Here is a 24568-nt window from a genome sequence, read left to right on the forward strand (position 1 = left end):
GATATGATATTTATTACCAATTCCAGTAATTAAAAGTATTGATGAGTAATTGACGGTTTGTCTCCAGTAATATATATTCTTTTTCTGCTTCTATCCTGTTCCTCAGCACGGTAATATAATCGATGACAGATAATTCGCCTGCCTGCATCTCTTTCCTGTAGCCCGCAAGTACCTGCCGGTATTCCGCCAGACGATTTTGCAACAACCGGCACCTTTCCCCGTAGGTCTTCAGTTCCGTCAGATATTGTTGCCTGCGTAACTCCTGTTGCATATTGAAATTATCTTTATAGAAAGCGATGCTGTTCATACGGGCACGCGCCTGCTTCTCCATCAGCCGTTTTTGTTTGCCGTCATACAACGTCCATGAAAAGGTAAGCCCCGCACTCATCCCGAAATGCTTCTGCATGGAAACAAACTCCGAGATACGCAGACCTCCGTCGACAAACAAATGGAGCTGTGGTTTATATTGTACGTTGAACGAATGCAGAGACATAAGTGTGTTCAGGCTATCCAACCGGTATTGCTCCATAAAGGCCGACGAAGCGGCAGGAAGCAGCCGTAGCGTCAAAGCCGGTTCTTCCAACAAAACCACCGCAGTATCTTTGATACCGCACAGCATATTCAAATCCATCAAATGCGTATAAAAAGATTGCCGCGAAGCGATCTCCATGTCCTGATTACTCTGCCGTTCTATCGTCACCAGTTGCAAATCCGAAAGCTTTGCCAGACCGCTTTCCGCCAGATACCGGACAACGGCAGCCTGACGGTCGAGCAGTTGTCCGACAGAATCGGCAAAGGCTATCTGTTTACTATCCAGCAGGCAAAGAAGATACTGTTCCGTTACCACCCGCTCCAACTGATGTTGCTCCAGATGCATCTTATCGTTCAGTATCTCCGTATTCATCCGTGCTTGCTCGCCAGCTACTTTATAGGCACTGTGCCCCAGCAACGGCTGCGTCCAGGTCACTCCCGCCTGAAAATGACCACTGCTCTGTCCCAGATCATAACCATAATAATCGACCCCATCCTGCGGATTCCATTCAAAAGAAGTCTTCCCGTTATCCTTCGAGATGACAGGAACAAAGAGGTAATCTCCGTTCAGTGTTACCTTCGAACGAGTGTATAATGCTTTCAGCCGTTGTCGTTCATAAACCTCAATTTCTTTCTGATTCCTATAATCCTGAATAAGAGGACTGTTCTCCCGCGCCGATTCCAGATAATAATCCAATGTATACGAAACCTGTTGTCCCTTTACTGAAAGCAGGTAACAACTAAGCCCCAAACCAATCAATAACGTCTTCATCTCTCGTTTTTTTGCGACAAAACTAAGAGGGAATATTGAAGACATTTTGAAGATAGAAACGCTCATCCTCTCAATTACGCATTTCAACCAACTCAAACAGCACTCCATCCGAAAACAATTGAACCACAGGACTCCACTCGCCTACCTTTGCGCCCAACAGACTGACACTATTCATTATAATATTTAAAAGAAAAATACATGACACTATTCAAATTGTTCTGGGCCTCCCTATTCTTGTTCCTCTTACCTTATACTACTATGGCACAAGGATATATAGAAACCGGCTACACGCCCTCCCGTTCATTTCTCGACAAAGACGAAAACAGATGCGGTTCCGGCAACCAGCTGCAACTCTCCGGTCGATACACACTTCCTTTTTCCGTAAAACAAAACGACAAAGGCCAGCCTATCGCATGGTCCGGCACATTGAGTTGTTCGTATGCTCTCCTCAACAACAAAGAGGAAGCAGCCGAAATAAATCCTGAACGCATACTCAATACCAGCTTCAACCTCTCCCACACGCGCCCCATTTCAGACAAATGGTATCTGATAGCTTCGTTCGGAGCCGGCATCTATTCCTCTCCCGACCAAATTTCCTTCAAAAGTCTACTGGCTAACGGCGCCCTCATCTTTGCCTACAAGTTAAAGGGCAATCTCGACATCGGAGTCGGTGTCGGACTAACCAACTCATACGGCCTTCCGCTCATCATGCCCATGTCCTTCCTTAAATGGCAGACCAACGGCAGCATCGACATCGACGTAGAGATAGCTGGCAGAATGAAAATAGCTGCTACCAAACGAATGAGCAAGCACTTCGGACTAAGCCTGGTCTTCCTCGATATCGACGGACTATCAGCCGTAATGAATCTGGACGGTAAAGATAAAATATACGGAGCAACCCGGCTGAGGTCTTACCTGCGTCCCGAACTGAAGATCGGACAAAAGATATCGGCATACGCAGGAATAGGTCTGGAAATGTACAACTCCGTCAAAATATCAGACCGAAGTCTGAAAGGATTCGCCAGCAGTTTCAAAGGAGAGAACAGCTGGGACTTCAACAGGACATTCCATATTATGGCAGGAATACGTTACGGTTTCTGACTAAATATCGTATTTTTGGAAAAGATTATTATTCAACAAACTATATATGACCAATTATATATTAATAGAAGACGAACGGCTGGCTTACGAAGAAATCAAGCGAATGATGCAAATACTACGCCCGGACTATCAGATGACCGGCTGGGCACAAAGCATCGAACAGGCTATCCTGCTGCTTAGGCAAGGCAGAATCGACCTGATGATTACAGACATCCGGCTGTCCGACGGACTCAGTTTCGAGATATTCGAGCAACATCCTGTCGACCTCCCCATCATCTTCACTACCGCCTACGACGAATATGCGCTTAAAGCATTCAAGACAAACAGCATCGACTACCTTTTAAAACCCATAGAAGAAAAGGAGCTCGACGCCGCCTTATGTAAGTTCGAACGCAATCATCTGTTGCGCTACGACAGCCCAGCTTACAAAAGTTTGGAAGTCACCTATCTGGACCGCAACAAGAAAAACCGTTTTCTAATCCAAACGGGAGATTGTTTTCAATATGCAGAGACAGACGAGATTGCCTTCTTTTACAGTGAAGACAAATATACCTTCCTCCACCTGTTCACCAACCGGAGGCACATCATAAACTACTCGCTGGACCAACTGGAAAGCAGACTTGACAGGGACCGATTCTTCCGCGTATCGCGCAACTGCATCGCAAACATCAAGTCCATCAAAAAGATATCCAAATACTTTGCCAGCCGGTTAAAACTATCTTTCCAACCGGAATGCCCTCATCAGATAACAGTCAGCCGCAACCGTATCAGCGACTTTCTGAAATGGATAGACGACACTCAATAACAGATATGCTATGGAAAAGAAAAAGACAATCCTACTGTTCGTATTGCTGATTGCCGCATCCTTATTGATGTGCATTCTCACATTTGCAATATTGTCTGGCAACGAAAACTCACAAAAGATAATCCAGAACTTCGTATACAACATGCCTGTCTGCTTCCTCATCGGAGTGATAGACTACAAGATAGTCAGCCTTTCCCAACAAAGAAAGCGGAAGACAACCAGCATACACATCATCTCCGACATACTGCTGACGGCCCTGTTCATCGCCATACTGTCCGGCGCCGCCAACTATTTAATAAGCCTATTCCGCTCACATGAATTTAATCTGATGAAGAGTGTCCTTCCTATTATATTATGGAATAGCATCATTGTCTTATTCATCGAAATATTCTTCTATCACAAACGACAGATTGAGCACGAGAAGCAACTGGCAACCATCGAGAAGAAAAAGGCCTTATATCAATTTCAGGTCCTGAAAAACCAGATAAATCCTCATTTCCTCTTCAACAGTCTTAATATCCTGGCTTCGCTAGCCTATCAGGATGCAGCCCGGACAAACCTCTTCGCCAAGAAGCTCTCCAACGTCTACCGCTATTTGCTTACTACTCACGAACGGCCTACGGTGACATTGGCAGAAGAGCTGTCGTTTGTCGACTCTTATCTATACCTGGAACAGATTCGTTTCGGCGACACCCTGCAGGTCGAAATCGAAAACAGAGAGGACTGCCAGACATGCCACGTCATCCCTGCCAGCATACAAATGCTCGTCGAGAACGCCCTGAAGCACAACATCAGCACAAGCAAATCCCCATTAATCATCCAAATAAGAATAGAAAACGAAACCATCACCGTCTCCAACAACCTCCAGCTACGCAATTACGTAGCCAGCAACGCCACAGGACTAAAAAACCTGCAACACCAATATTCCCTTTACGGCAAAGCGATCGAGGTAGCGAAAGATGAAAAAACATTCACAGTCAAAATGCCTTTTATTCAATCCGTTCACTTCTTCACCTGAATGCAATATATACTTCTAAACTAGCCAGACATTATGGAATTTATTCGGTTCCACACACAAATGAACCTGGATTCTCTTGCTTTTCATCCCTATATTTATTATCTTTGGAAGGCAGGGAAGTTGTTGCCGACACTGTCGGCAAAATAAACGACAGTGTCGGCAAAGCTTTCGACAGTGTCAACAATATTGTCGACAGCGTCGGCAACAGATTATATAGGCAGATAAATAAGATTCGGACGCACCTTGTCTAAGATACATCCGAGGTAATAACAACTATATCAGTACTAAAATTAAGCGATTATGGGAAGAATTAAATTCGGAGTATACAAGGCCCCTAACACCAGCGGCAAGGAGCAACAGTCTTGCGCCCGGCTTATATCCAAAGGGACCATGAGAATGGAAGACGTCTGTGAATACCTCTCTGATTCGAGTACCCTCACTTCGGCAGATGTGAAAGGAGCGATCGAGGCATTAATCACTTATATCGGAAGGAATTTATCCAACGGATATTGTGTGGAACTGGAAGGATTGGGGCACTTCTCCCCTGCCCTCAAAACGTTACAGAAAACGGATGAGAAAGGCCGGACTGTCTTCTTTGCGAGGGCGGACGGGGTAAATTTCCGTTGTTCCAAACGATTGAAAGCATTGGTCAATAAGGAGCGGCCGATAAAAGTCAAAAGGGAAAATGTGACTTCCAACGAACAGGAAGACCGGAAAAAGAAAATGCTCAGATACCTGCAAAACAATCCGTATATCAATCTGACGGATTATGCGTCGCTAAACGGTTGCAGCCGCTACCGGGCTACGGAGGATATGAAACAGTTTACGAAGGATGGAGTAGTGATCCAGATGGGATACCGGACACACAGGGTGTATTCGTTGCCGCCGCAGGCAGACGAAATATCACCCGCATAGACAAATGCGCCGGCAGCAACCTGCGGCAGAATTCAAATTAAATAACTATATTTGCTACTTTATAAAGCAGTACAACTATGGCTAGATCAATCTTACGCAAATTCCCGATCGGGGTGCAGAGTTTCAAAAAGATCCGCGACAATCAATTCCTGTATGTCGACAAAACAGCCCTTGTTTATGAACTGGCCAACAGCGGAGGTTCTTATTTTCTGAGCCGTCCACGGCGATTCGGCAAAAGCTTGCTGATATCGACCTTCGAGGCCTACTTCAAAGGGCAAAAGGAGCTATTCGAAGGACTTGCCATCGAGCAGCTGGAAAAAGACTGGATTGCCTATCCGGTATTGCATATAGATCTGAATGCCGAAAAGTTCGACGCCCCCGAACAGTTGGACGCCCTGCTCAGCAATCAACTGACACAATGGGAAGAAATCTACGGAAAAGGGAAGGATGAAACAACCCTTTCCCTTCGTTTTAAAGGGGTGATACGCCGTGCTGCCGAGCAAACAGGCCACCCCGCCGTTGTCCTAGTTGACGAATACGACAAGCCGCTATTACAATCGCTGCATAAAGAAGCACTCCATTCAGCCTACAAGGATACTTTGAAAGCGTTCTACGGCGTACTGAAAAGTGCCGACCAATATCTGAGATTCTATCTATTGACAGGCGTCACCAAATTCAGCCAGGTCAGCGTCTTCAGCGACCTCAACCAGCTGAACGATATCAGTATGGACAAGCGCTATAACGAGATTTGCGGCCTCACCTGGCAAGAAATAGCTGACAATTTCGAACCCGAACTGAAAGAGTTGGCCGAAGACAACGACCTCACTCCCGAAAAGACACGCGAAACCATGACACGCCTCTACGACGGTTACCATTTCATGTTTGGGCAGGAAGGTATCTTCAACCCCTTCAGCGTCTTGAATGTGTTGGACAGAAGTCAATTCGACAACTACTGGTTTAAGACCGGAACCCCGACCTTTCTCGTCGAGCTGCTGAAAAAGACCGACTACGACCTGCGCGACATCGACGGCGTACAAATGGCAGTCGATGGTTTTGCCGATTATAGAGCCGACGTGCAACGTCCCATCCCGGTGATCTATCAAAGCGGTTACCTGACGATTAAAGACTATGACAAAGAATTCCGTCTTTACACCCTGGGATTCCCAAACGAAGAGGTAAAATACGGATTCCTCAGCTTTATCGTTCCCTTTTACACTGCTATCCCCTCTACCGAAAGTCCCTTCTATATCAGTAGATTCGTCATAGAACTTGAATCGGGGGACGTCGATGCCTTTATGGAGCGCCTGCGTACCTTCTTTGCCGATATTCCCTACGAACTGAATGACAAGACCGAACGCCACTATCAGGCCGTCTTCTATCTCGTCTTCAAGCTTATGGGACAGTTCACAGAGGCCGAAGTGCGCAGTGCCCGCGGTCGTACCGATGCCGTGGTGAAAACCCGCGACTACATCTACGTCTTCGAGTTCAAACTCGACGGCACCGTAGAAGAAGCCCTCCGCCAGATCGACGATAAGGGCTATCTCATCCCTTACCAGTCCGATGGCCGCCAACTAATCAAAGTTGGTGCCAATTTCAGTGCCGAAGAGCGCAATATCGAAAACTGGACGAATGTGAAATGAATATGAAAATTACCTTGACATGTTGATATGAATATCGAAGAGTTCAGAGAATACTGTCTTTCATTGAAAGGAGTGCATGAGAAGATGCCGTTTCCCAATGTGGCTGATAAGTACAGTCGGGACGTCTTGTGTTTCTATATTTCGGATAAATGGTTTTGCTTTGTTAATATCGAGGTCTTTGATTTCTGTTGTATCAAATGCAATCCGGATGAATCGGGGGAACTGCAAGGACGCTATGCAGGCATTACGCCCGGATGGCACATGAACAAGAAGTATTGGATCAGTGTCTATTTCAATCAGGATGTGCCGGATCAGAAGATTAAAGAGCTGGTGAAGAAATCGTATGAGATCGTGGTCGGGAGCCTGACAAAGAAAGAAAGGGAAAAGCTGGAAGAAAGGGGGACGAATGGGCATGAGTAAATAACGCATTACAAAATATTTTTATACATTTGCTTTTATATTAAATCAAAGCAAACTTTAAAGATACCATGACAAAAGAACAAATGCTCGAACAATGGTCCAGGATCTATGAGCAAGGATATTACAAATGCGCCTTTACCCCTAAAGTATATGAATATCTGGAAGAGAAGATCGACCAGGCACCCGAAGTGATTATTTCGGGCCCCAAAATATATGCCAGTTACGATAGTTGGCTCCTACAGGAGCTGAACGGAGAAAATGCAGAACTGGCACGCCGCATGTTAGTTATCATCTCAAAGATACGCCGTGACGGACCTATCCACAAATGGGACTTGAAAGACGAGTTGGAACTCTGCCTGCGTATCGGCTACGGCCACGACTTCAAGAACTTAATCAAAGAGTCGGTAAGCCGTCACAAAGCACAAGGCCCGGAATTATACGAAATAGCAGAGATATTGCTTAAATATTGCCCGGCAGAATCGGAGGCTTTTGCCGACCAACTTCTTTCCAACAAGCTGAAAGAACTGGAGGAACAACGAAACAGCAACCATGAACTGTATCTGGCATTATATCTGATGATACTGTTATTGGAGCAGGATGCCGGTAAATATGCCCGTTATCTGCCGGTGTTGACGGCTTTAACCGGCAAATATTCCGGTCCGAGCTTTACATATATCCTGTATTTCAGCTATAAGTTCAGCCCCGAGTTAAAGGAGCGTTTACTCCACTCCCTCAAAGATAAGATCTCGGCACGCGCGTTGTTCTATCATCTCAACCCGCATAAAATGCCCGCATTCCTGCAATCGATCGAGGCACCGCTGGACATATATTACTATCTGGTCCTGACCGAAGATAACGATATAGACAAACCCTCCCTGTTTCACACATTGTATAAAGAGAACAAAGAACTGTTCATGACTGTCTACCGGATGTTGGCAGAAACAACTGCCGTCCAGCAAGCGGTAAACAGCCTTTATCTATTGGCAATCCTTTTAGAGAATGGCGAGGGAACGGAAGAACTGGCTACAAGTAAGGAGCTGCAGGCCCGTTGCATGCTGAATATTCTGGGAGAATCTTTAGGCAATGCCGACAACCTGATCTCGGCAGCCATGAATGAATCCACTCCGCAGACTGTCTGGGAAAACCGATTAAAACTTTGCAGTAACTTCGGATATAACTACGGAGGAAATGCTCCGGGCCTAATGATCGGAGCTTTGGCCCTTTTATACGAACAGTCGGAACTTGCCAAGCGATTTATCAATATATTAATGATCCAGATTCGTACAAGTGTCACGGTAAACAATCCAATCCTTACGGCTTATATTTTCCTTGAGACACGGAAAAAATGGCTGAACCGCCCATCCCGTAAAAGTCTGCAGCTTCTATTGAACACGGCAAGCAATTTCACGTACGCCCAAGTCTTCAAAGCCTATGCCTATAACCCGTACCGGATGCAGGATACACTGGAAAAAGAAGATATCATCGACAACCAGTCAACCGCACTGGATCTATTAAACAGCGGCGAACTGTCGATCGAAGAGACACAAAACTGGCTCGACATGATCTACGGCACCTGCAAACTGACCGATATCAAACCGCTCATCGGATTATTATCCAATAAATCGAAGATACTCCGCAAAACAGCCGAAGAATTGATAAACGGCCACGAAGAAGCAACCCGCCCATTGCTGGAATCAAGCCTGCCCAAACTGAAAGGAGACGCATTGGCTGCCGGAAAGCGCATCATCAAACGTTGGGATAACGAACGGAAGTTCGGTGCCGACTTCACCTTCACGAAAGAAAGCGTCGTCGAATACTGCAACGACAACTTCGACAACGACAATGAAAAGTTCATCGCCTGGATACCCGAAGACATGTTCACCGATGTCCGCTTTGCCGATATGGCGGAGAAAGCACCGGCCATCGTCACTCGTTATATCCTTTCCGAATACCTGAGCCTGGAAGAAGCCTATAAGGTCAAAGCCTGCGATAAAGTGGTAGAACAATTGCACGCCCCCGACTTCCAACAGATGATGGAAAATATTTATCTGTTCTGGAAAGAGAACGGTGCGGAAGCCAAAAAGAAGATGATCATGGTTCCGTATTGCATCTACGGTTCCGACACACAGATCCTTCGCTTGAAAACACAGTTGAAAGACTGGGCCGAAGCATCACGCGGTGCCATTGCTGCCTTCGTTGTCAATGCCATTGCCATGAACGGAGGAAGCGTAGCACTGGTTATGATCGACGGTATCTCTGTCAAGTTCCCGAACAACCAAGTAAAGAATGCAGCAAAAGCCGCCTTTACGTTTGCCGCCAAAGCACTGGAAATACCAGAAGACGAACTCTCCGACAAGATAGTCCCCACGTTGGGTTTCAACAAAGAAGGAGAAAAGATACTCGATTACGGTCCGCGAAACTTCACGGTTACGCTGATGCCCGACTTCTCGCTGTCTATCTTCGACAATGAGAAACAAAAGACGATCAAGTCCATGCCAGCTCCCGGAGCAAACGACGATGCAGTAAAAGCAACGGCTGCCAAAAAAGAATTTTCCGAATTAAAGAAACAGATCAAAGCCACTGTACAGTCACAGACCAACCGTCTGGAGAAAGTACTTATGAACGGACGCCGCTGGACAGTCGATTCCTGGAACACGCTCTTTGTGGAAAACCCGATCATGCACCGTTTCGCTACCGGACTGATATGGGGTGTGTACGACGGGGACAAACTGACCGGCACGTTCCGTTATATGGAAGACGGCACATTCAATACGGTGGATGAAGAAGAATATACATTACCCGAAAAGGCTGCTATCACACTCGTTCACCCCATTGAACTGGAAGAAGATGTTCTTGCCGGCTGGAAGGAACAACTGGATGATTATGAAATAGTACAGCCCATCCCGCAACTAACCGCTCCTATAATTGTTTTAGGAGAAAAAGAGACGAATGGCAACAAGATCACGCGTTACAACGGTCTGATTGTCAAGTCAGGAAAGATAAGCGGTATTGCCAGGAAGCACAACATGGTACGCGGAGAAGTCTGGGATGCGGGAAGCTACACCTGTTATCACCTCGTGGACAAGTTTCTGAATATTGCAGCCCTGCTGAATTTCGAATACATGTACATGGGACAGGAGTATGACGATGACGTAACGCTCGGAGATGTCGTCTTGTACCGTATGGGAGAAGACCAAACGACCGAGGACGAGCCGAAGAACAACGTAATCCTCTCTCCCGAAAGCGTTCCCGCCCGTTTCCTTTGCAGCGTACTGGGTATTTTTGATGTATTGAAAGAAGAATAAGAACATCTATGGATAACAAAATACAAAAACCCTTGATGGAGATGCGGTATGCCGACGAGCTTGCCGCTCTCCGCAAACAAGATACGGGAGCCAGGCCCACCAACTGGCAACTCTCCCCACGTGCAGTCCGTGCCTTTATCCTCGGACAGAAGGAACCGATCGAACTGGACGGACGACAGATCACCATCACTCCGAAGTTCTTCGGCGACGATGCACTGGTGGAACGCTGCATTATCACCCTGGCAGGCAACCGGGGGCTTATGCTCGTCGGCGAACCGGGCACAGCAAAGACCATGTTAAGCGAATTGCTCTCTGCCGCCATCTGCGGTATCAGTACCAATACGGTACAAGGTACGGCGGGAACCAGCGAGGATAATATCAAATACTCCTGGAACTATGCACTCCTGCTGGCCAAAGGTCCGGTCAAAGAAGCACTTGTCCCCTCTCCCGTCTACATTGGTATGAAACGGGGCATTATCACCCGCTTCGAAGAGATCACCCGTTGTCCGCTGGAAATACAGGACAGCCTGATCAGTATCATGAGCGACCGGGTATTGAATATCCCCGAACTGGGAGAAGAAGGATTGCTCTTCGCCTCTTCCGGCTTTAACGTGATAGCGACCGCCAATACCCGCGACAAAGGAATCAACGAAATGAGTAGCGCCCTGAAACGCCGTTTCAACTTCGAGACCGTAGAGCCGATCCGAAGCGTGGCACTCGAAAGCCGTATCATCACCGACCAGTGCGAAGGCATGCTCGCCGCCAACGGCCTTGAAATGCCAATACAGGAAGAAGTGGTCGATATCCTCGCTTCCACATTCAATGAGTTACGCAACGGTACCTCCTTCGAGAAAGCCAAGATACAAAAGATGTCGGGCGTGATGAGCACGGCGGAAGCTGTATCCGTTTATTACCAGTCCGCCCTGGACGGCTATTATTACGGGGACGGGACAGTCAGTATGCGTTCGCTCGTGCAGAACCTACTGGGTGCCGTGATGAAAGAGAACAAAGACGATCTGCCCAAACTGAAAGATTACTTTAACGGTGTGGTCCGGTTGAAAGCCGAAAGACAAGGAGGAAAATGGAAGGAATACTACGACAACCGGACCTGGCTGAAATAGACCGCCTCTTTACCGGTAGTTTCGATATGGAAGGACAGGTGGTGTACTTTCCGGTACGTCACCACTCCCCGGCCTGTGCATTGCATCTGCGACGTACGATCGAGCGTTTCCGTCCGGAACTGATCCTGATAGAAGGCCCGTCGGACTCGGCTGAACTGCTTCCTTACATTGCCGACGAGCAGTCGGTCCCTCCCTTCTGTATCTACTACAGCTATGACGACAAGGATGGAAAAGTAAGCGAGGAAAAAGAAAAGTATCGTGCCTATTACCCTTTCCTGGCCTATTCGCCGGAGCTGGTCGCCATTCGTGAAGGGGCACGAAGCCATACACCGGTACGTTTCATCGACCTGCCTTATGCGCTCCGTCTGATAAACAAGATCGAGGAAGAACCGCAGACGCAGTTCTATTACAACGAAAATAAAGAATACGAAGTAAATACCTATACGGCTATGATTGCCCGTAAGGCAGGATGCCGGAGTTTTGCAGAGTTCTGGGAAAGCCGCTTCGAACTGGATGCTGCCAACCAGGAAACGCAGGCTTTCGTCCGCAACCTCTTCCACCTCGGTTACTTTATGCGTCTGGCAACGCCCGAAAACGAGGTCTCCCTGAAAGAAGACCGGTTACGGGAAACTTATATGGCAGAAGAAATACGGAAAGCACTACCCGACAATAAAAAGATATTGGTAGTAGCCGGTGCCTTCCATATCTCCGGACTTATGGAAGCGCTGCAATCGGACAAAAAGCCATCGCTCAAAACCTGCAACCGGGAACATGTCGCTTCCTACCTGATGCCTTATACTTTCAAGGAAGCAGACAGTAAAAGCGGTTATGCGGCCGGTATGCCTTTTCCGGCTTTCTACCAGGAAGTCTGGGAAAAGATAGAAAAGCAGAAGAAAGACCCGTTCGCCTCCACCGTCCTCGAATATATCATCAAGACAGCCCGATATGCCCGTAAGACACAGATGATCTCGCTGCCCGACGAGATCAATGCCCTCAACATGGCACGCTCACTGGCCGTATTGAGAGGCAAGCAAACTACAGGTGTTTACGAATTGCTGGACGGTGTACGAAGTTGTTTCGTAAAAGGTGACCTGAATGCCACCTCGACCTTCGAAGTGGACTTCCTGTATCGTCTTCTTTCCGGCATGGGGACAGGAAAGATCGCAGATAATGACTGCATCCCTCCCGTCGTACGCGAGTTCCGTGCCTTGTGTTCGCTCCACCGGTTAAAGACATCTACCATCGAGCGACAGGAAGTAACGCTCGACATTATCAAGAACCCGGCTCATTACAGGAAAAGCCGCTTCCTCCATCAGATGGAGTTTCTGGAGACAGGCTTCGCCACACTCCAGTCGGGTCCCGATTATGTGAATCAGAAGAATAAAAACCTTGTACGGGAACAATGGATATGCCGTTATGCCACGGGCGTTGAAACCCGTTTGATCGACCTGTCTGTCTACGGAGCTACCTTATCACAGGTCTGCAATTCGCTGATAGAAAAGAATTTCAAAGATAATATGACGGCTGAGGAATTGGGAAAACTGCTCCTCTCCGTCCAGGTTATGGGTATAGAAGGTTTCTATCTTCAATACGAAGATACTATCCGGCTGGTAGTGGAAAGCGAAGGGAATTTTATCAACCTTTGCAAACTGATCAACAGCTTGTTATACCTTGCTAACATGCAACAACTGATGGATGGGAATATCCAGCCCGTCATTGCCGAACTGGCACGGACCGCATTCAAGGGAGCCGTCGTTCTGATCCCTTCTCTGAAAAGCACGACGGAAGAAGAGGAACAGGAGATCTGCGAACAGATGCGTAACCTTTACAGTTTCACGATGGATACGAAAGGCTGGTTCGACACCGCCGCTTTCATCGCTGCCGTAGAGAAAGTATTGAACGACAGTTTCAGCAACAGCCGTCTTTTCGGTTTATGCCTCGCTATACATTATAAAGAAGGGCGAACCGGACAAGCTGCTTTTTGCCAACAGATAGCAGCCTACCTCGAAAGCAGCATTACCCACCCGGAACAGGCTGCTTCATTTATCTGTGGATTGTTCCTGATCGCCCGCGACGTATTGTTTGCCGACCCGCATATCCTGGAAGCTATAAACCGGGTCATAGCCAATGCCGACCGGGAGACTTTCCTCACTATCCTGCCGAACCTGCGTTATGCCTTTACCGGTTTCCTCTCGGCAGAGATCAGCCGACTGGGACAGCAGGTGGCTGAATATCACCAGGTATCGGAAGCCCGCTTAACAGGAAGCATCACCGTCTCGCAGGAAGAAATAACAGAAGCCATGCGCCTGGACAGCCTTGCCGCAGAAGCGCTTAAAACATGGAGGATCGCATGATGGACAACCCGAATAACAAACAGGAAATAGTCAACCGCTGGCGACTCATACTGGGTGACTTTGCAGAAAGCAGCTTGCCCCTCGATCCGGAAAATGCAGAACTGGACGGCGCACTTTATTTCCTTTACAACCGCGAATATACCGATGAACAGGGAATACGCAACGACTTCCCGAACCGGGGAGGCCGCGGAGGTTCCGTACTGACTGTTCCGGGATGGCTGAGAAGAGTAAAGAAGTTATTCCCCAAAAAGACCGTCGAGATCATGCAGAAGCAGGCGTTGGATAAATACAACCTGACCCAGCTGCTGACCGACGAATCCGTCCTGAGCCAACTCGAACCGAACCTCGGTTTGCTGAAAAACATTCTGACATTCCGCAATATGATGCCGGAACCTGTCCGTAAACTGGCTTACTCGATCGTGGAACAGGTCATCCGGGATATCCAGAAGAAACTGGAAATAAACGTACGGAAAGCTTTCTACGGGAAGAAACTGCCGCACACCAATTCAAGCTACAAGATATTCCGGAACTTTGACTTCAAGCAGACCATCGAGAAGAATCTGAAGAATTACAGTCCCGAACACGGCACGATCATCCCCGACCGCCTCTACTTCAACCAGAACGTACGCCGTTACAATCCCTGGCATATCGTGATCCTAGTCGATGAGAGCGGCAGTATGCTCGATTCGGTGATCTATACCGCCGTCATGGCTTCCATCTTTGCCAAAATGCCGTTCCTCTCGGTCAAGCTGGTCATATTCGACACCTCGGTAGTCGATTTGAGCGACCATCTCGACGATCCGGTCGGTATCCTGATGAAAGTACAACTGGGTGGTGGGACCGACATACACAAGGCGTTGGAATACGGAAAGAAACTGATTACCGCACCGCAGAAAACAATCGTGGTACTGGTTAGCGACCTGTACGACGGAGCGAATTACAGCTATATGTTCCGTTCCTGCCACGACATTATCGAAGCCGGAAGCAAGTTGTTTGTATTGCCTGCACTCGACTATTCCGGTACCCCTTGTTACGATGCCCGAGCCGCCCGTACCATTGCGGGTATGGGTGCCGATGTAGCTGCAATAACCCCTGAAGAGTTAGCCGAATGGATAGGAAAGATTATATCATAAAAGGAGACGGATGCCATTCATCCGCCGGACAGTTCGTCCCCTACGCCAACGAAGCCTTCCTGGTTACGCTGGCAAACAAAGGTTTGTATAAACGTGCTCTGAAAGACCTGGAAACAACAGGACAGGTCGAACTGGCCGTAGCAGGCGACCACCTGCAAGTTCAGCTAGACGAGATAACAGTCTCCCTGAATCCCAATATATCCCAAAGTTCCTGTAGCTGTCCCTCTAAAACAGTCTGCAAGCATATCCTGATGGGAATACTTGTTGCGGCTGATTATGCCGCGAAGGAAGTAGAAGAACAAACAGAAGAAGCCGCCACCGAAGAGAACAGGCAGGAAGCCGTTTCGGAAACTGTATCCCGACAGTCTTCTGCCAACGATTGGGAAGAATTGAAGAAGGTAGACCTGGCACAGCTCCGCAAGCAGGCAGGTAAAAAGCTATTTGAAGATACGCTCCGCCTTATCCAGGATGGTTGGACGGCAGACTTCATCGAAAGCGATATGCTCGAAGCGACCATCAACACAGAAAATATAACGGTCTATTTCCCCAAAGATGACAGCCTTAACCGTTCTGTATGCAAATGCGGAGAAAGCGGATTATGCAAACACAAACTGATTGCTATCCTGTCATACCTAAGTAGCCAGGGAATATTATCTTCCGAATCCGACGGCAACCAACCCGAACTGTCCCTACTCACGGAAGAGACAATAGACGTCTTACGGGGAGCTTCCCGCTTCATTACCGGCATATTCGAAAAAGGGTTGATCGGTTGCGGGGAAAATGAGGCGGAGACAGCCATACAATATTCCATCCGCCTGGAGACATGCGGGATAGGCAATCTGGCACGTTTGTTCCGTTCACTCTCTTCCGACATCGAAAATATGCTCGCCAAGCATGTCGGCTTCCAGCCTTTGACTACCTTTGCCACATTGTCGCGGTTGCATAACACACTTCGGCTGATCTTACGGAACACACAGAACAACGAAACGCTCAGTAAACTGATCGAAGGGACACGGTCGGATTATTATACAACCCCCATCGGACATTTTACAGGTCTGGGAGCTTATCCGTGGCAGACCCGCTCAGGATATTTCGGTATTACGGCCTATTTCTTCTACCATGAGAAACAGAGTATCTGCACCCTGACTTCGAGCATGGCTGATTATTATGAGCATACCCAAACACTTGTCACGCCGGAGAATATGCAACGCCAACTGGAGACCCAAAGTTTCTGGGGCAGCAACACCTCATTAGCCCGACTATCGACATCTACGCTGACTTTGCGCAATTTCAAAATGAACAGGCAAAACCGTCTCTCGTCCTCCTCGCAGACGCAATGTGAAATAGACGACAAGGTTACGATCAGCACTCTGGATACCTTACTTGCCATCCCTGAGTTATCCGACCTGACAATACGCCCCGAACAACGGTACGATTATTTCCGCAAGAAGCAGCCGGAGCAACTAGCCTTGGTCCCGTTCACACATCTTTCAGAAGTGAACTTCAATACTGCCGAGCAGAAACTGTACTTCACGATGGCAGATGAACAACACGAAACAGAAGGTTCATTGGCATACAGCGAGCTGAACCGGAATGCCATCCGCCGATTGGAACAGATGGGACAGCGGTACGCAGAAGCGAAGCAGCGGTATATGGTTTGCCTGAAACGTCCGGATACATTGATCCCGGTCAGTATCGTCACAGCTTCAGAGACCGACAATTTCTATTTCTAACTCTTAAACTCAAATGGAATGATACTTAAAAACCTCCTTGCCGAATTGGAACTCCTGCTTTCCGACATCGCCTTCTCCGGCTTACGCAACATACAGCCTGTCACCCTCCAAAAACTGGAGGATCTCAAACACTGGATGAATGAACTGAACATGACGGAAGCTATCCGTCTGACGGATAGCTTCATCGATTCTGTTTATGCCTGGCAAGGCGGACAGGTGGCAATAGAGGTCGTAGCGGATAATTTATGTGCATTGGAGTTTTATGAAAAGAATGTAATCAACAATTATACGGTTATCCCCTAAAAAAACAGTTCAGCGGGACAGTATCATTTGATAGAGTCCCGCTGATCTTTCCAATCAATATATCAAAGTTATATTGACTTATTTACCGATAATAAAGTTATTTGCTGACAGGTTTCTGATAGAGCATTGTTTTGCCGGGTAAGGACAAAGAAGCCGGACAGGCATCGGCTGAGACAGCACGTTTGTAATTCGGCTTGTCGCTCATGACGAAATGCAGGGTTATACCGGATTGCACATCGTCGTATGTCAGATACGATTTGTTGTATTTCTTTCCGTTCACATACAATTCCTTGACGTACACGTTGTCTTTCGACCAGTTTTCGGTCGTCATGCGGATCTCTTTACCGTTGCTCATGGCAATGGTCAGTGCCTCGACGCAAGGTGAACCTACATTATATATATTACTGGACGGGGCAACCGGGTAAAAGCCTGCACAGTTGAACATATACCAAGCCGACATCTGGCCACAGTCGTCATTACCGCTCAGAGAACCGGGTTCGTTGCCATAGAAACGGTCGACTATTTCGCGTACCCACTTCTGGCATTTCCACGGCTTACCCAGGTAATTATACAGATAAGCGACATGATGGCAAGGCTCGTTGCCGTGCCAGTAACCGCCGATGCGTCCCTGAATGTCGTGGGCTCCTGGGATATCGTCCGGCAGCTCGACAGTAAAGAGTTCATCCAGCCGTTTCTCGAACAGCTTCTTTCCCGCCAGGTTGATATATCCCTGTACGTCATGCGGAACGGTCCAGGTGTACTGCATCGTAAAGCCTTCGGTGATATCACCCCAGCCATTAACCGATCCCGGCCCCTGATAAGCAATCGGGGCAAACGGAGTACGCCAGTTTCCCTGACTGTCGCGGCCACGCATGTATTTGGTTTCCGGATCTATCAAGGTCTGATAAGAGAGGGAACGGTTCAGGAAATAGGTATAATCGTCCGTCTTTCCCAAAACCTGGGCAGCGCGGGCAATACAATAATCATCGTAGGCATACTCCAATGTTTTGGAAACCGACTCGGCTTCTTTATCGAAGGGGACATAACCGTTACGGTCGTAATCGGGCAGGCAATCGTAATGCTTATTCATTGCGGTTGTCTTCATAGCTTCGTATGCCCGTTCGTAATCAAATCCTTTGACACCTTTCACGATCATATCGGCCAGGACGGAAACAGCATGGTAACCGATCATACACCAGGTTTCATTGCCGTAGAAAGACCAGATCGGAAGCATGCGCTCCGTACTTTTATCGTAATGGGCGAGCATGGAGTTGGCTATATCGGCGTTCACATCCTGATGAACCAGGTTGAACCAGGGATGCAAGGCGCGATAAGTGTCCCACAAAGAGAAAGTCGTATAATTCGTAAAGCCTTTGGCTTGTTCGATATTCTTATCCAGGCCTCTGAAACTACCGTCGGCATCCTGGAAGATAAAAGGATGCAAAGCGGCATGATAAGCAGAAGTATAGAATGTCTCTTTTGTCTTCCGGTCGGCTGTCACGCGATACTTTTCCAGTTCCTGCTCCCATAAGTCGATACCTTTTTCTTTCAGGCCGTCGAAGGTCATCCCGTTCAGTTCCTGCATATTCAGTTTAGCACCGTCGGTGCTGACTGCGGAGACAGAAGTTTTTACAATGACTTCTTCACCGGCTTCCGTTTCAAAGGAAAGACAAGCCATCAGGTTCTTTCCCCAGGCTTCGTTCGTGCTTCTGAAACGGGAGGTATTGTAAATAACCGGCTTCTTGTCCTGCATGATACAGAAGTCTTTCAGCTTTTTGGAGAAGACGGCGGTGAAATAGACATGGCGCTCCGGTCCCCAACCTTTGACCAGTTTGTAGCCGGTCAGGGTCGAATCGTTCTCAACACGAAGGTTAGACCATTCGCAGGATTGCCACAACGTATGGTTCAGGTCGATCATGATGAAAGACTTGTCCGATTTGGGATAGGTGAAACGGAACATTCCGCTGCGCAGCCCGGCTGTCATTTCGGCTTTCACACCGTAATCCTGTAACAGGACGGCATAGTAATTGGGAGAAGTCCATTCCTGGTCATGGGTATAACGCGAGCGGTAACCTTCATCGGGGTTTTCGCGGGTTCCCGGGTCGAGTTTCATTTCGCCGGTGCCGGGTATAAACAGGAAGTCGCCCAGATCGGGGATACCCGTTCCGCTCAGGTGCGTCAGGCTGAAACCGAGGATGGAAGTATGATTGTATTTATAACCGGCTGCCGCATCGTAATATTTAGAGTCTGTATCCGGACTGATCTGGATACCGCCGAACGGAATCTGTGCACCGGGGTAGACATTCCCGTAACCGTCTGTTCCAACCAGAGGTCTGACGTAATCTGTCAGTTTCTCACTCTGGGCTGTGGCGGTCAGAACAAAACAGGAAATAGCGAGTAAGGTGTATATTCGTTGTTTCATATCTTTGCAGTTTTGAGCCTATTTGTCTCATTGTCTTTTATGGGGCAAAGCCCCATGCCGCAGGCTCTCTTTTGCCGTCTGCTTCAGCTGACGGATATAAAAGACAGGAGGCAAAGCCTCTTCCTTTGTGGGCTTAAGCCCCTTTAAAGCAGGGACTAGCATTATATATCAAAGGGGTTAAAACCCACAGAGGAATCCGGCAAAGCCAGAGCATTTAATCTATCCGTCGGTTAAAAACCGACGGCAAAAGAGAGCCTGCGGCATGAGGCAGAGCCTCATAAAAAAGATTCACCTTTTTCTAAATTGGCACATTGGCATATTGCCACATTAGCTTATCATTTTATATTTATTCCTTGATTTCTTTTGAGAATGAATAAGGTGCATCCTTTTCCTCCGTACCACGTGTTTTGTTCGGAGTACCGGACATGGTGCAATTGATCGTCATGCCACGCAACAGGTCTTCATGGGTCAGGTAATTACGGGTGTAATTCTTGCCGTTTACCTTCATGGAAGAGATGTAGCGGTTGGCTTCATTGTTATTGTTTGCATTGATAACGACCTTCTTACCGTTTTCCAGATTCAATGTTACACTCTTGAATAATGGAGAACCAAGGATATACTGGTCAGTTCCCGGACAAACCGGATAGAAACCGAGGGCAGAGAACACATACCAGGCAGAAGTCTGGCCGTTATCTTCATCACCGCAATAGCCGTCGGGAGTTGCGAAATAAAGTTTATCCATCACTTCACGTACCCAATACTGGGCTTTCCAAGGTTCACCGGAGTAGTTATACATATAGATCATGTGCTGGATCGGCTGGTTTCCATGTGCATAGTTACCCATATTCATGATCTGCATTTCACGGATCTCGTGGATAACACCACCGTAATAGCTATCGTCGAACAATGGCGGCACATTGAATACAGAATCCATCATTGCATTAAAGCCGGACTTTCCTCCCATCAGGTCGATCAATCCCTGAGGATCGTGGAAGACAGACCAGGTATAATGCCAGCTGTTTCCTTCGGTGAAAGCATCTCCCCACTTCAACGGGTTGAACGGAGACTGGAATGTACCATCCTCGTTACGTCCACGCATCAATTTGGTTTCGGGATCAAACAGGTTCTTATAGTTCATTGCATGTTTGGCAAAGATGGCTATTTCAGACTCCGGTTTACCGAGTGCTTTTCCTAATTTATAGATCGTCCAATCGTCGTATGCATATTCCAATGTACGGGCGGCACTTTCGTTGATCTTCACATTGTAAGGTACATAACCCAACTTGTTATAATAGTCGTAACCCAGACGACCGGTAGATGATACTTTCGGATGCACATTGTTCGCACCATGTACAACAGCTTCCCAAAGCGTTTCGATATCGTAACCGCGTAAGCCTTTCAGATAAGCGTCTGCAACAACAGAAGCCGAGTTGTTTCCTACCATACAGCCACGATGACCGGGGCTCGCCCACTCCGGAAGGAAACCACTTTCCTTATACGTATTCACCAACCCTTCCTGCATCTTCACATTCATCGACGGATAGACCAGGTTCAGGAACGGGAACAGACAACGGAAGGTATCCCAGAAACCGGTATCGGTAAACATATAGCCAGACAACACTTCACCGTTATACGGACTATAATGCATTACGTTTCCATTGGCATCCACTTCATAGAAGCTACGGGGGAAAAGAACCGAACGGTACAGGCAAGAGTAGAATGTACGCAGCTTGTCAATATTATCGTCATTCACCTGTATACGTCCTAATGTTTCGTTCCATGTCTTACGACCGGCATCAGCAATCTGATCGAAAGAACGGTCGCCCAACTCTTTCAGGTTTTGTTCAGCCTGTTCAGGACTGATGAAAGAAGATGCGACACGGGCATGAACGAGTTCGCCGCGACGGGTAGAGAAACCGATAATCGCTCCGGTATGATCTTCCTGAGCTTCGGTTTCACCTTTACGGATCTCGTTGTCACCAACCGTAGCCTTATAAGTAAAAGGTTTATCGAAGACAACAACAAAGTAATTCTTGAAATTATCAGGAACACCACCGCTGTTACGGGTCGTATAACCAATGATCTTATTCTCTTCCGGGATGATCTTGATATAAGAGCCGCGGTCGAATGCATCGACGATCACATACGATTTATCAGTTTCAGGGAAAGTGAAACGGAACATGGCGGCACGTTCTGTCGGTGCAATCTCTGTCACCACATCGTGATCTGCCAGATACACACGGTAATAGTTCGGCTTGGCAACTTCTGCCTTGTGGGAAAACCAGCTGGCACGTTTATCCTGGTCGAACACCACTTTGCCGGTTATCGGCATAATGGCAAACTGGCCGTAATCGTTGATCCACGGGCTGGGTTGGTGGGTTTGTTTGAAACCGCGTATCTTATCGGCATCATAGGTATATGCCCAGCCGTCTCCCATCTTTCCGGTTTGCGGCATCCAGAAATTCATACCCCACGGCATAGCAATAGCCGGATAGGTATTTCCTGTCGACAGAGAGTGCTTGGACTGAGAACCAACCAACGGATTTACGTAATCCACGAGGTCTGCCTTTGCAGCAGCTTTCATCGAAAACAAGCTGCCGCAAAGAGCAATAGCTAAAACAAATAGTCTCTTCATGGTCTAATATATATGTTATTTTAATTTGATGATAAAGAATAAGGTTTGTCAGCTTCAGCAAAGACACGCTTCTTGTTTGGAGCAGATGTCATTTCGAAGGTCAGCTCTCCCCCGTTCATTATATCTTGTTGAGTAATATACGCTTTGGTATATGGTTTCCCGTTCAGTTTTACGGATTTGACGTAACGGTTCTTGTCGCTTACCTTGTCGGCCCTGACTTCGAATGTCTTTCCGTTTTCAAGAGATACTTTCATATAAGGCAGATAAGGGGCACCCAATACATATTGGTCGGTTCCCGGGCAAACAGGATAGAAACCCATCGCCGACAGAATATACCAGGCAGACATCTGGCCGCAATCGTCGTTACCACACAGGCCGTCGATATTGTTGCGGTACATCTTGTTCATGATCTCACGTTGCCAGTACTGGGTTTTCCAGGGTTGTGTAGTCCACATATACAGGAATGGGATATGATGGCTCGGTTCGTTACCATGCACATAACCACCCAAAAGACCTTCTTTGGTAACATCTTCCGTTTCGGCGAAAAATTCGTCGGGCAGGTGCATAGTGAAGAGAGAGTCCAATTTAGTGATGAATGACTTGTCTCCACCCATCAATCGGATCATATTGTTTACATCCTGAGGAACATAGAACGAATAGTTCAGGCCATTGCCTTCGATAAAACCTTCGCCGTGTGTGCTCAGGAGGTTGAAGTTCTCTTTCCAGCGTCCGTCGGAATAACGGGGACGGGCATAACCGATACTGGTGTCGAATACATTGGTATAGTTCATAGCCCGCTTCTTATAACGGTCGGCCACTTCACGATTTCCTGCCAAAAGGGCTGTATTGTAAATCGTCCAGTCGTCGTAGGAATATTCCAGTGTCAACGAAGCGGCACTACCACTACGGTCGAGGGAGACATATCCTTTCTCCATCAATTCTTTCGTCCCGTCGTAATAAGGGATGGTAGAGCTGCTGACCATTGCTTTCAACACTTCCTCCTTATCCAGCGGCAAGCCTTTTGCCACGGCATCAGCCAATACGGATACAGAATGATAACCGATCATACACCAGTTCTCGTTTGCCATATGGCTCCATACAGGCAACGCCTTATGTACACTTTGTTCGCAATGTTTCAGCATGGAACGGGCGATATCGGTATTCACCTGGCGATTGATGATATTGAACAGCGGATGCAAAGCCCGGTAGGTATCCCAGACAGAGAAGACCGTGTAATTAGTGAAATCGTCTGCTTTATGAATATTACCATCCAGGCCACGATACTGACCATCTACATCGGTATAGACACAAGGGTTGATCATCGTATGGTACAAAGAGGTATAAAGCATTGCCATCTGATCGTCAGTACCTTTCGCATCGATAACAGAAAGCTCCTTATTCCAGTTATCCGCAGCACGTGAAGCCAGTTGGTCAAAACTATATCCGGTAGCCTCGGCATGCAGGTTTTTCAAAGCGCCATCGGTGCTTACACCGGAAAGGGCTACTTTTACTTCCAGTTCATTCGAAGAAGCAGGATCGAAATCGAAATAAGCAACGATCTTCCGTCCGCCTATATCCGGGAAGTTCTCTTTCATATTGAACTTGCCGTAACCGCCGCGGTAATCGACTTTTGCTTTTTCATCGCAGCCGTAATGGATAACCGGTTTGGAGAAAGACATGGCGAAATAGGTGTAATTGGCTCGTGCCCAGCCGTTGGTTATACGATATCCTGTCACTAACGTATCATTTTCCACACGGATACTTGTCCATAGAACCTTTCCGTCGTAGTTGTAAATACCATGTATCATATCCAGGATAATACGCTGATTCTCCGCTTCTTTCGGGAAAGTATATTTATGTATTCCTGCCCGTTTGGTTGTAGTCAGTTGTGCTTTCACACCGTAATCGGCCAGCATCACTTCATAATAACCGGGACGGGAGATCTCTGTGTCGTGTGAGAATCGGGAACGATAGCCGCCGTCGGGATCGGTTGCTGTTCCGGGATTCAGTTTCAGGCAACCGGTAGTCGGCATAATCAGGATATCACCCAGGTCGGAGTGTCCGGTTCCGCTGAAATGGGTATGGCTGAAACCGACGATGCTGCTGTCTTTATGCTGGTAACCGGCACAATATTCGTAAGCGCGGGGTTGATATTTGCCGTCCACATTATGCGGGATCGTATCGGTATCCGGACTCAACTGTACCAGTCCGAACGGTACGCATGCTCCCGGAAAAGTATGTCCCATCCCGTTCGTTCCGATGATCGGGTTCACAAATGAGACTTTATCCTGCTGAGCAAATAAATTTCCTCCTGCCAGTAAAGCAGACAGAATTAAGGCTAAACATGTTGAAGACTTCAT

16 protein-coding genes are annotated in these 24568 nt (G+C 47.6%); 12 read left to right on the forward strand and 4 right to left on the reverse strand.

Annotated elements, in window-relative coordinates; translation table 11 throughout:
• Positions 1–13 precede the first annotated feature (13 nt).
• Positions 14–1303 carry a TolC family protein gene (locus BQ7394_RS07155; protein ID WP_075556728.1) on the reverse strand — a complete coding sequence of 430 codons (1290 nt, stop codon included), beginning with the start codon at positions 1301–1303 and terminating at the stop codon, positions 14–16.
• A gap of 198 nt (positions 1304–1501) precedes the next feature.
• Between BQ7394_RS07155 and BQ7394_RS07160 the strand changes: the two genes are divergently transcribed.
• The 12 genes from BQ7394_RS07160 to BQ7394_RS07215 all read left to right on the forward strand — a co-directional run bounded on the left by BQ7394_RS07160 (position 1502) and on the right by BQ7394_RS07215 (position 17151).
• Positions 1502–2404, forward strand: coding sequence for a DUF6268 family outer membrane beta-barrel protein (locus BQ7394_RS07160; RefSeq protein ID WP_082211702.1), 903 nt, complete (start codon positions 1502–1504; stop codon positions 2402–2404).
• Positions 2405–2450: 46 nt separating this feature from the next.
• Positions 2451–3209 carry a LytR/AlgR family response regulator transcription factor gene (locus BQ7394_RS07165; protein ID WP_075556729.1) on the forward strand — a complete coding sequence of 253 codons (759 nt, stop codon included), beginning with the start codon at positions 2451–2453 and terminating at the stop codon, positions 3207–3209.
• A gap of 10 nt (positions 3210–3219) precedes the next feature.
• Complete coding sequence (locus tag BQ7394_RS07170; RefSeq protein WP_075556730.1) at positions 3220–4227, forward strand: sensor histidine kinase; 1008 nt, start codon at positions 3220–3222, stop codon at positions 4225–4227.
• Between the two features lie 300 nt (positions 4228–4527).
• Positions 4528–5142: an HU family DNA-binding protein gene (locus BQ7394_RS07175; RefSeq protein ID WP_075556731.1), complete on the forward strand. Its 615-nt coding sequence runs from the start codon at positions 4528–4530 to the stop codon at positions 5140–5142.
• A 77-nt stretch (positions 5143–5219) separates the two neighbouring features.
• Positions 5220–6782 (forward strand): ATP-binding protein, encoded by a 1563-nt coding sequence (locus BQ7394_RS07180; RefSeq protein ID WP_075556732.1) that lies wholly within the window; start codon positions 5220–5222, stop codon positions 6780–6782.
• A 27-nt stretch (positions 6783–6809) separates the two neighbouring features.
• Positions 6810–7202, forward strand: a complete 393-nt coding sequence (locus BQ7394_RS07185; protein ID WP_075556733.1) for an MmcQ/YjbR family DNA-binding protein — start codon at positions 6810–6812, stop codon at positions 7200–7202.
• A 68-nt stretch (positions 7203–7270) separates the two neighbouring features.
• Positions 7271–10507, forward strand: a complete 3237-nt coding sequence (locus BQ7394_RS07190; RefSeq protein WP_075556734.1) for a DUF4132 domain-containing protein — start codon at positions 7271–7273, stop codon at positions 10505–10507.
• An 8-nt stretch (positions 10508–10515) separates the two neighbouring features.
• Positions 10516–11628 (forward strand): ATP-binding protein, encoded by a 1113-nt coding sequence (locus BQ7394_RS07195; protein ID WP_075556735.1) that lies wholly within the window; start codon positions 10516–10518, stop codon positions 11626–11628.
• Positions 11589–13982 (forward strand): DUF5682 family protein, encoded by a 2394-nt coding sequence (locus BQ7394_RS07200; RefSeq protein ID WP_075556736.1) that lies wholly within the window; start codon positions 11589–11591, stop codon positions 13980–13982. The genes BQ7394_RS07195 and BQ7394_RS07200 overlap by 40 nt, the downstream gene beginning before the upstream one ends.
• The gene (locus tag BQ7394_RS07205) at positions 13967–15115 is read left to right on the forward strand and encodes a VWA domain-containing protein (protein WP_075556737.1); all 1149 of its coding nucleotides are present in this window, start codon (positions 13967–13969) and stop codon (positions 15113–15115) included. Before BQ7394_RS07200 ends, BQ7394_RS07205 begins: the two co-directional genes overlap by 16 nt.
• A complete protein-coding gene (locus BQ7394_RS07210) occupies positions 15091–16848 on the forward strand; it encodes an SWIM zinc finger family protein (RefSeq protein WP_075556738.1) in 1758 nt (585 codons plus the stop codon). The genes BQ7394_RS07205 and BQ7394_RS07210 overlap by 25 nt, the downstream gene beginning before the upstream one ends.
• Before the next feature lie 18 nt (positions 16849–16866).
• A complete protein-coding gene (locus BQ7394_RS07215) occupies positions 16867–17151 on the forward strand; it encodes a hypothetical protein (RefSeq protein ID WP_075556739.1) in 285 nt (94 codons plus the stop codon).
• A 97-nt stretch (positions 17152–17248) separates the two neighbouring features.
• On the opposite strand, the gene BQ7394_RS07220 is transcribed toward BQ7394_RS07215, so the two are convergent.
• The 3 genes from BQ7394_RS07220 to BQ7394_RS07230 form a co-directional block, all read right to left on the reverse strand.
• On the reverse strand, positions 17249–19573 hold the full coding sequence (locus tag BQ7394_RS07220) for a GH92 family glycosyl hydrolase (RefSeq protein WP_075556740.1): 2325 nt from the start codon (positions 19571–19573) through the stop codon (positions 17249–17251).
• A gap of 346 nt (positions 19574–19919) precedes the next feature.
• Entirely contained in the window at positions 19920–22208 is a 2289-nt protein-coding gene (locus BQ7394_RS07225) for a GH92 family glycosyl hydrolase (RefSeq protein WP_075556741.1), read from the reverse strand.
• A 20-nt stretch (positions 22209–22228) separates the two neighbouring features.
• Positions 22229–24568, reverse strand: coding sequence for a GH92 family glycosyl hydrolase (locus tag BQ7394_RS07230; protein WP_075556742.1), 2340 nt, complete (start codon positions 24566–24568; stop codon positions 22229–22231).

Source organism: Parabacteroides timonensis, assembly GCF_900128505.1.
Lineage (GTDB): Bacteria > Bacteroidota > Bacteroidia > Bacteroidales > Tannerellaceae > Parabacteroides > Parabacteroides timonensis.

Bases quoted from the DNA above. Each gene is read 5' to 3' on its own strand.
- BQ7394_RS07155 (WP_075556728.1), bottom strand. From the start codon at position 1,303: ATGAAGACGTTATTGATTGGTTTGGGGCTTAGTTGTTACCTGCTTTCA.
- BQ7394_RS07160 (WP_082211702.1), top strand. From the start codon at position 1,502: ATGACACTATTCAAATTGTTCTGGGCCTCCCTATTCTTGTTCCTCTTA.
- BQ7394_RS07165 (WP_075556729.1), top strand. From the start codon at position 2,451: ATGACCAATTATATATTAATAGAAGACGAACGGCTGGCTTACGAAGAA.
- BQ7394_RS07170 (WP_075556730.1), top strand. From the start codon at position 3,220: ATGGAAAAGAAAAAGACAATCCTACTGTTCGTATTGCTGATTGCCGCA.
- BQ7394_RS07175 (WP_075556731.1), top strand. From the start codon at position 4,528: ATGGGAAGAATTAAATTCGGAGTATACAAGGCCCCTAACACCAGCGGC.
- BQ7394_RS07180 (WP_075556732.1), top strand. From the start codon at position 5,220: ATGGCTAGATCAATCTTACGCAAATTCCCGATCGGGGTGCAGAGTTTC.
- BQ7394_RS07185 (WP_075556733.1), top strand. From the start codon at position 6,810: ATGAATATCGAAGAGTTCAGAGAATACTGTCTTTCATTGAAAGGAGTG.
- BQ7394_RS07190 (WP_075556734.1), top strand. From the start codon at position 7,271: ATGACAAAAGAACAAATGCTCGAACAATGGTCCAGGATCTATGAGCAA.
- BQ7394_RS07195 (WP_075556735.1), top strand. From the start codon at position 10,516: ATGGATAACAAAATACAAAAACCCTTGATGGAGATGCGGTATGCCGAC.
- BQ7394_RS07200 (WP_075556736.1), top strand. From the start codon at position 11,589: ATGGAAGGAATACTACGACAACCGGACCTGGCTGAAATAGACCGCCTC.
- BQ7394_RS07205 (WP_075556737.1), top strand. From the start codon at position 13,967: ATGGAGGATCGCATGATGGACAACCCGAATAACAAACAGGAAATAGTC.
- BQ7394_RS07210 (WP_075556738.1), top strand. From the start codon at position 15,091: ATGGATAGGAAAGATTATATCATAAAAGGAGACGGATGCCATTCATCC.
- BQ7394_RS07215 (WP_075556739.1), top strand. From the start codon at position 16,867: ATGATACTTAAAAACCTCCTTGCCGAATTGGAACTCCTGCTTTCCGAC.
- BQ7394_RS07220 (WP_075556740.1), bottom strand. From the start codon at position 19,573: ATGAAACAACGAATATACACCTTACTCGCTATTTCCTGTTTTGTTCTG.
- BQ7394_RS07225 (WP_075556741.1), bottom strand. From the start codon at position 22,208: ATGAAGAGACTATTTGTTTTAGCTATTGCTCTTTGCGGCAGCTTGTTT.
- BQ7394_RS07230 (WP_075556742.1), bottom strand. From the start codon at position 24,568: ATGAAGTCTTCAACATGTTTAGCCTTAATTCTGTCTGCTTTACTGGCA.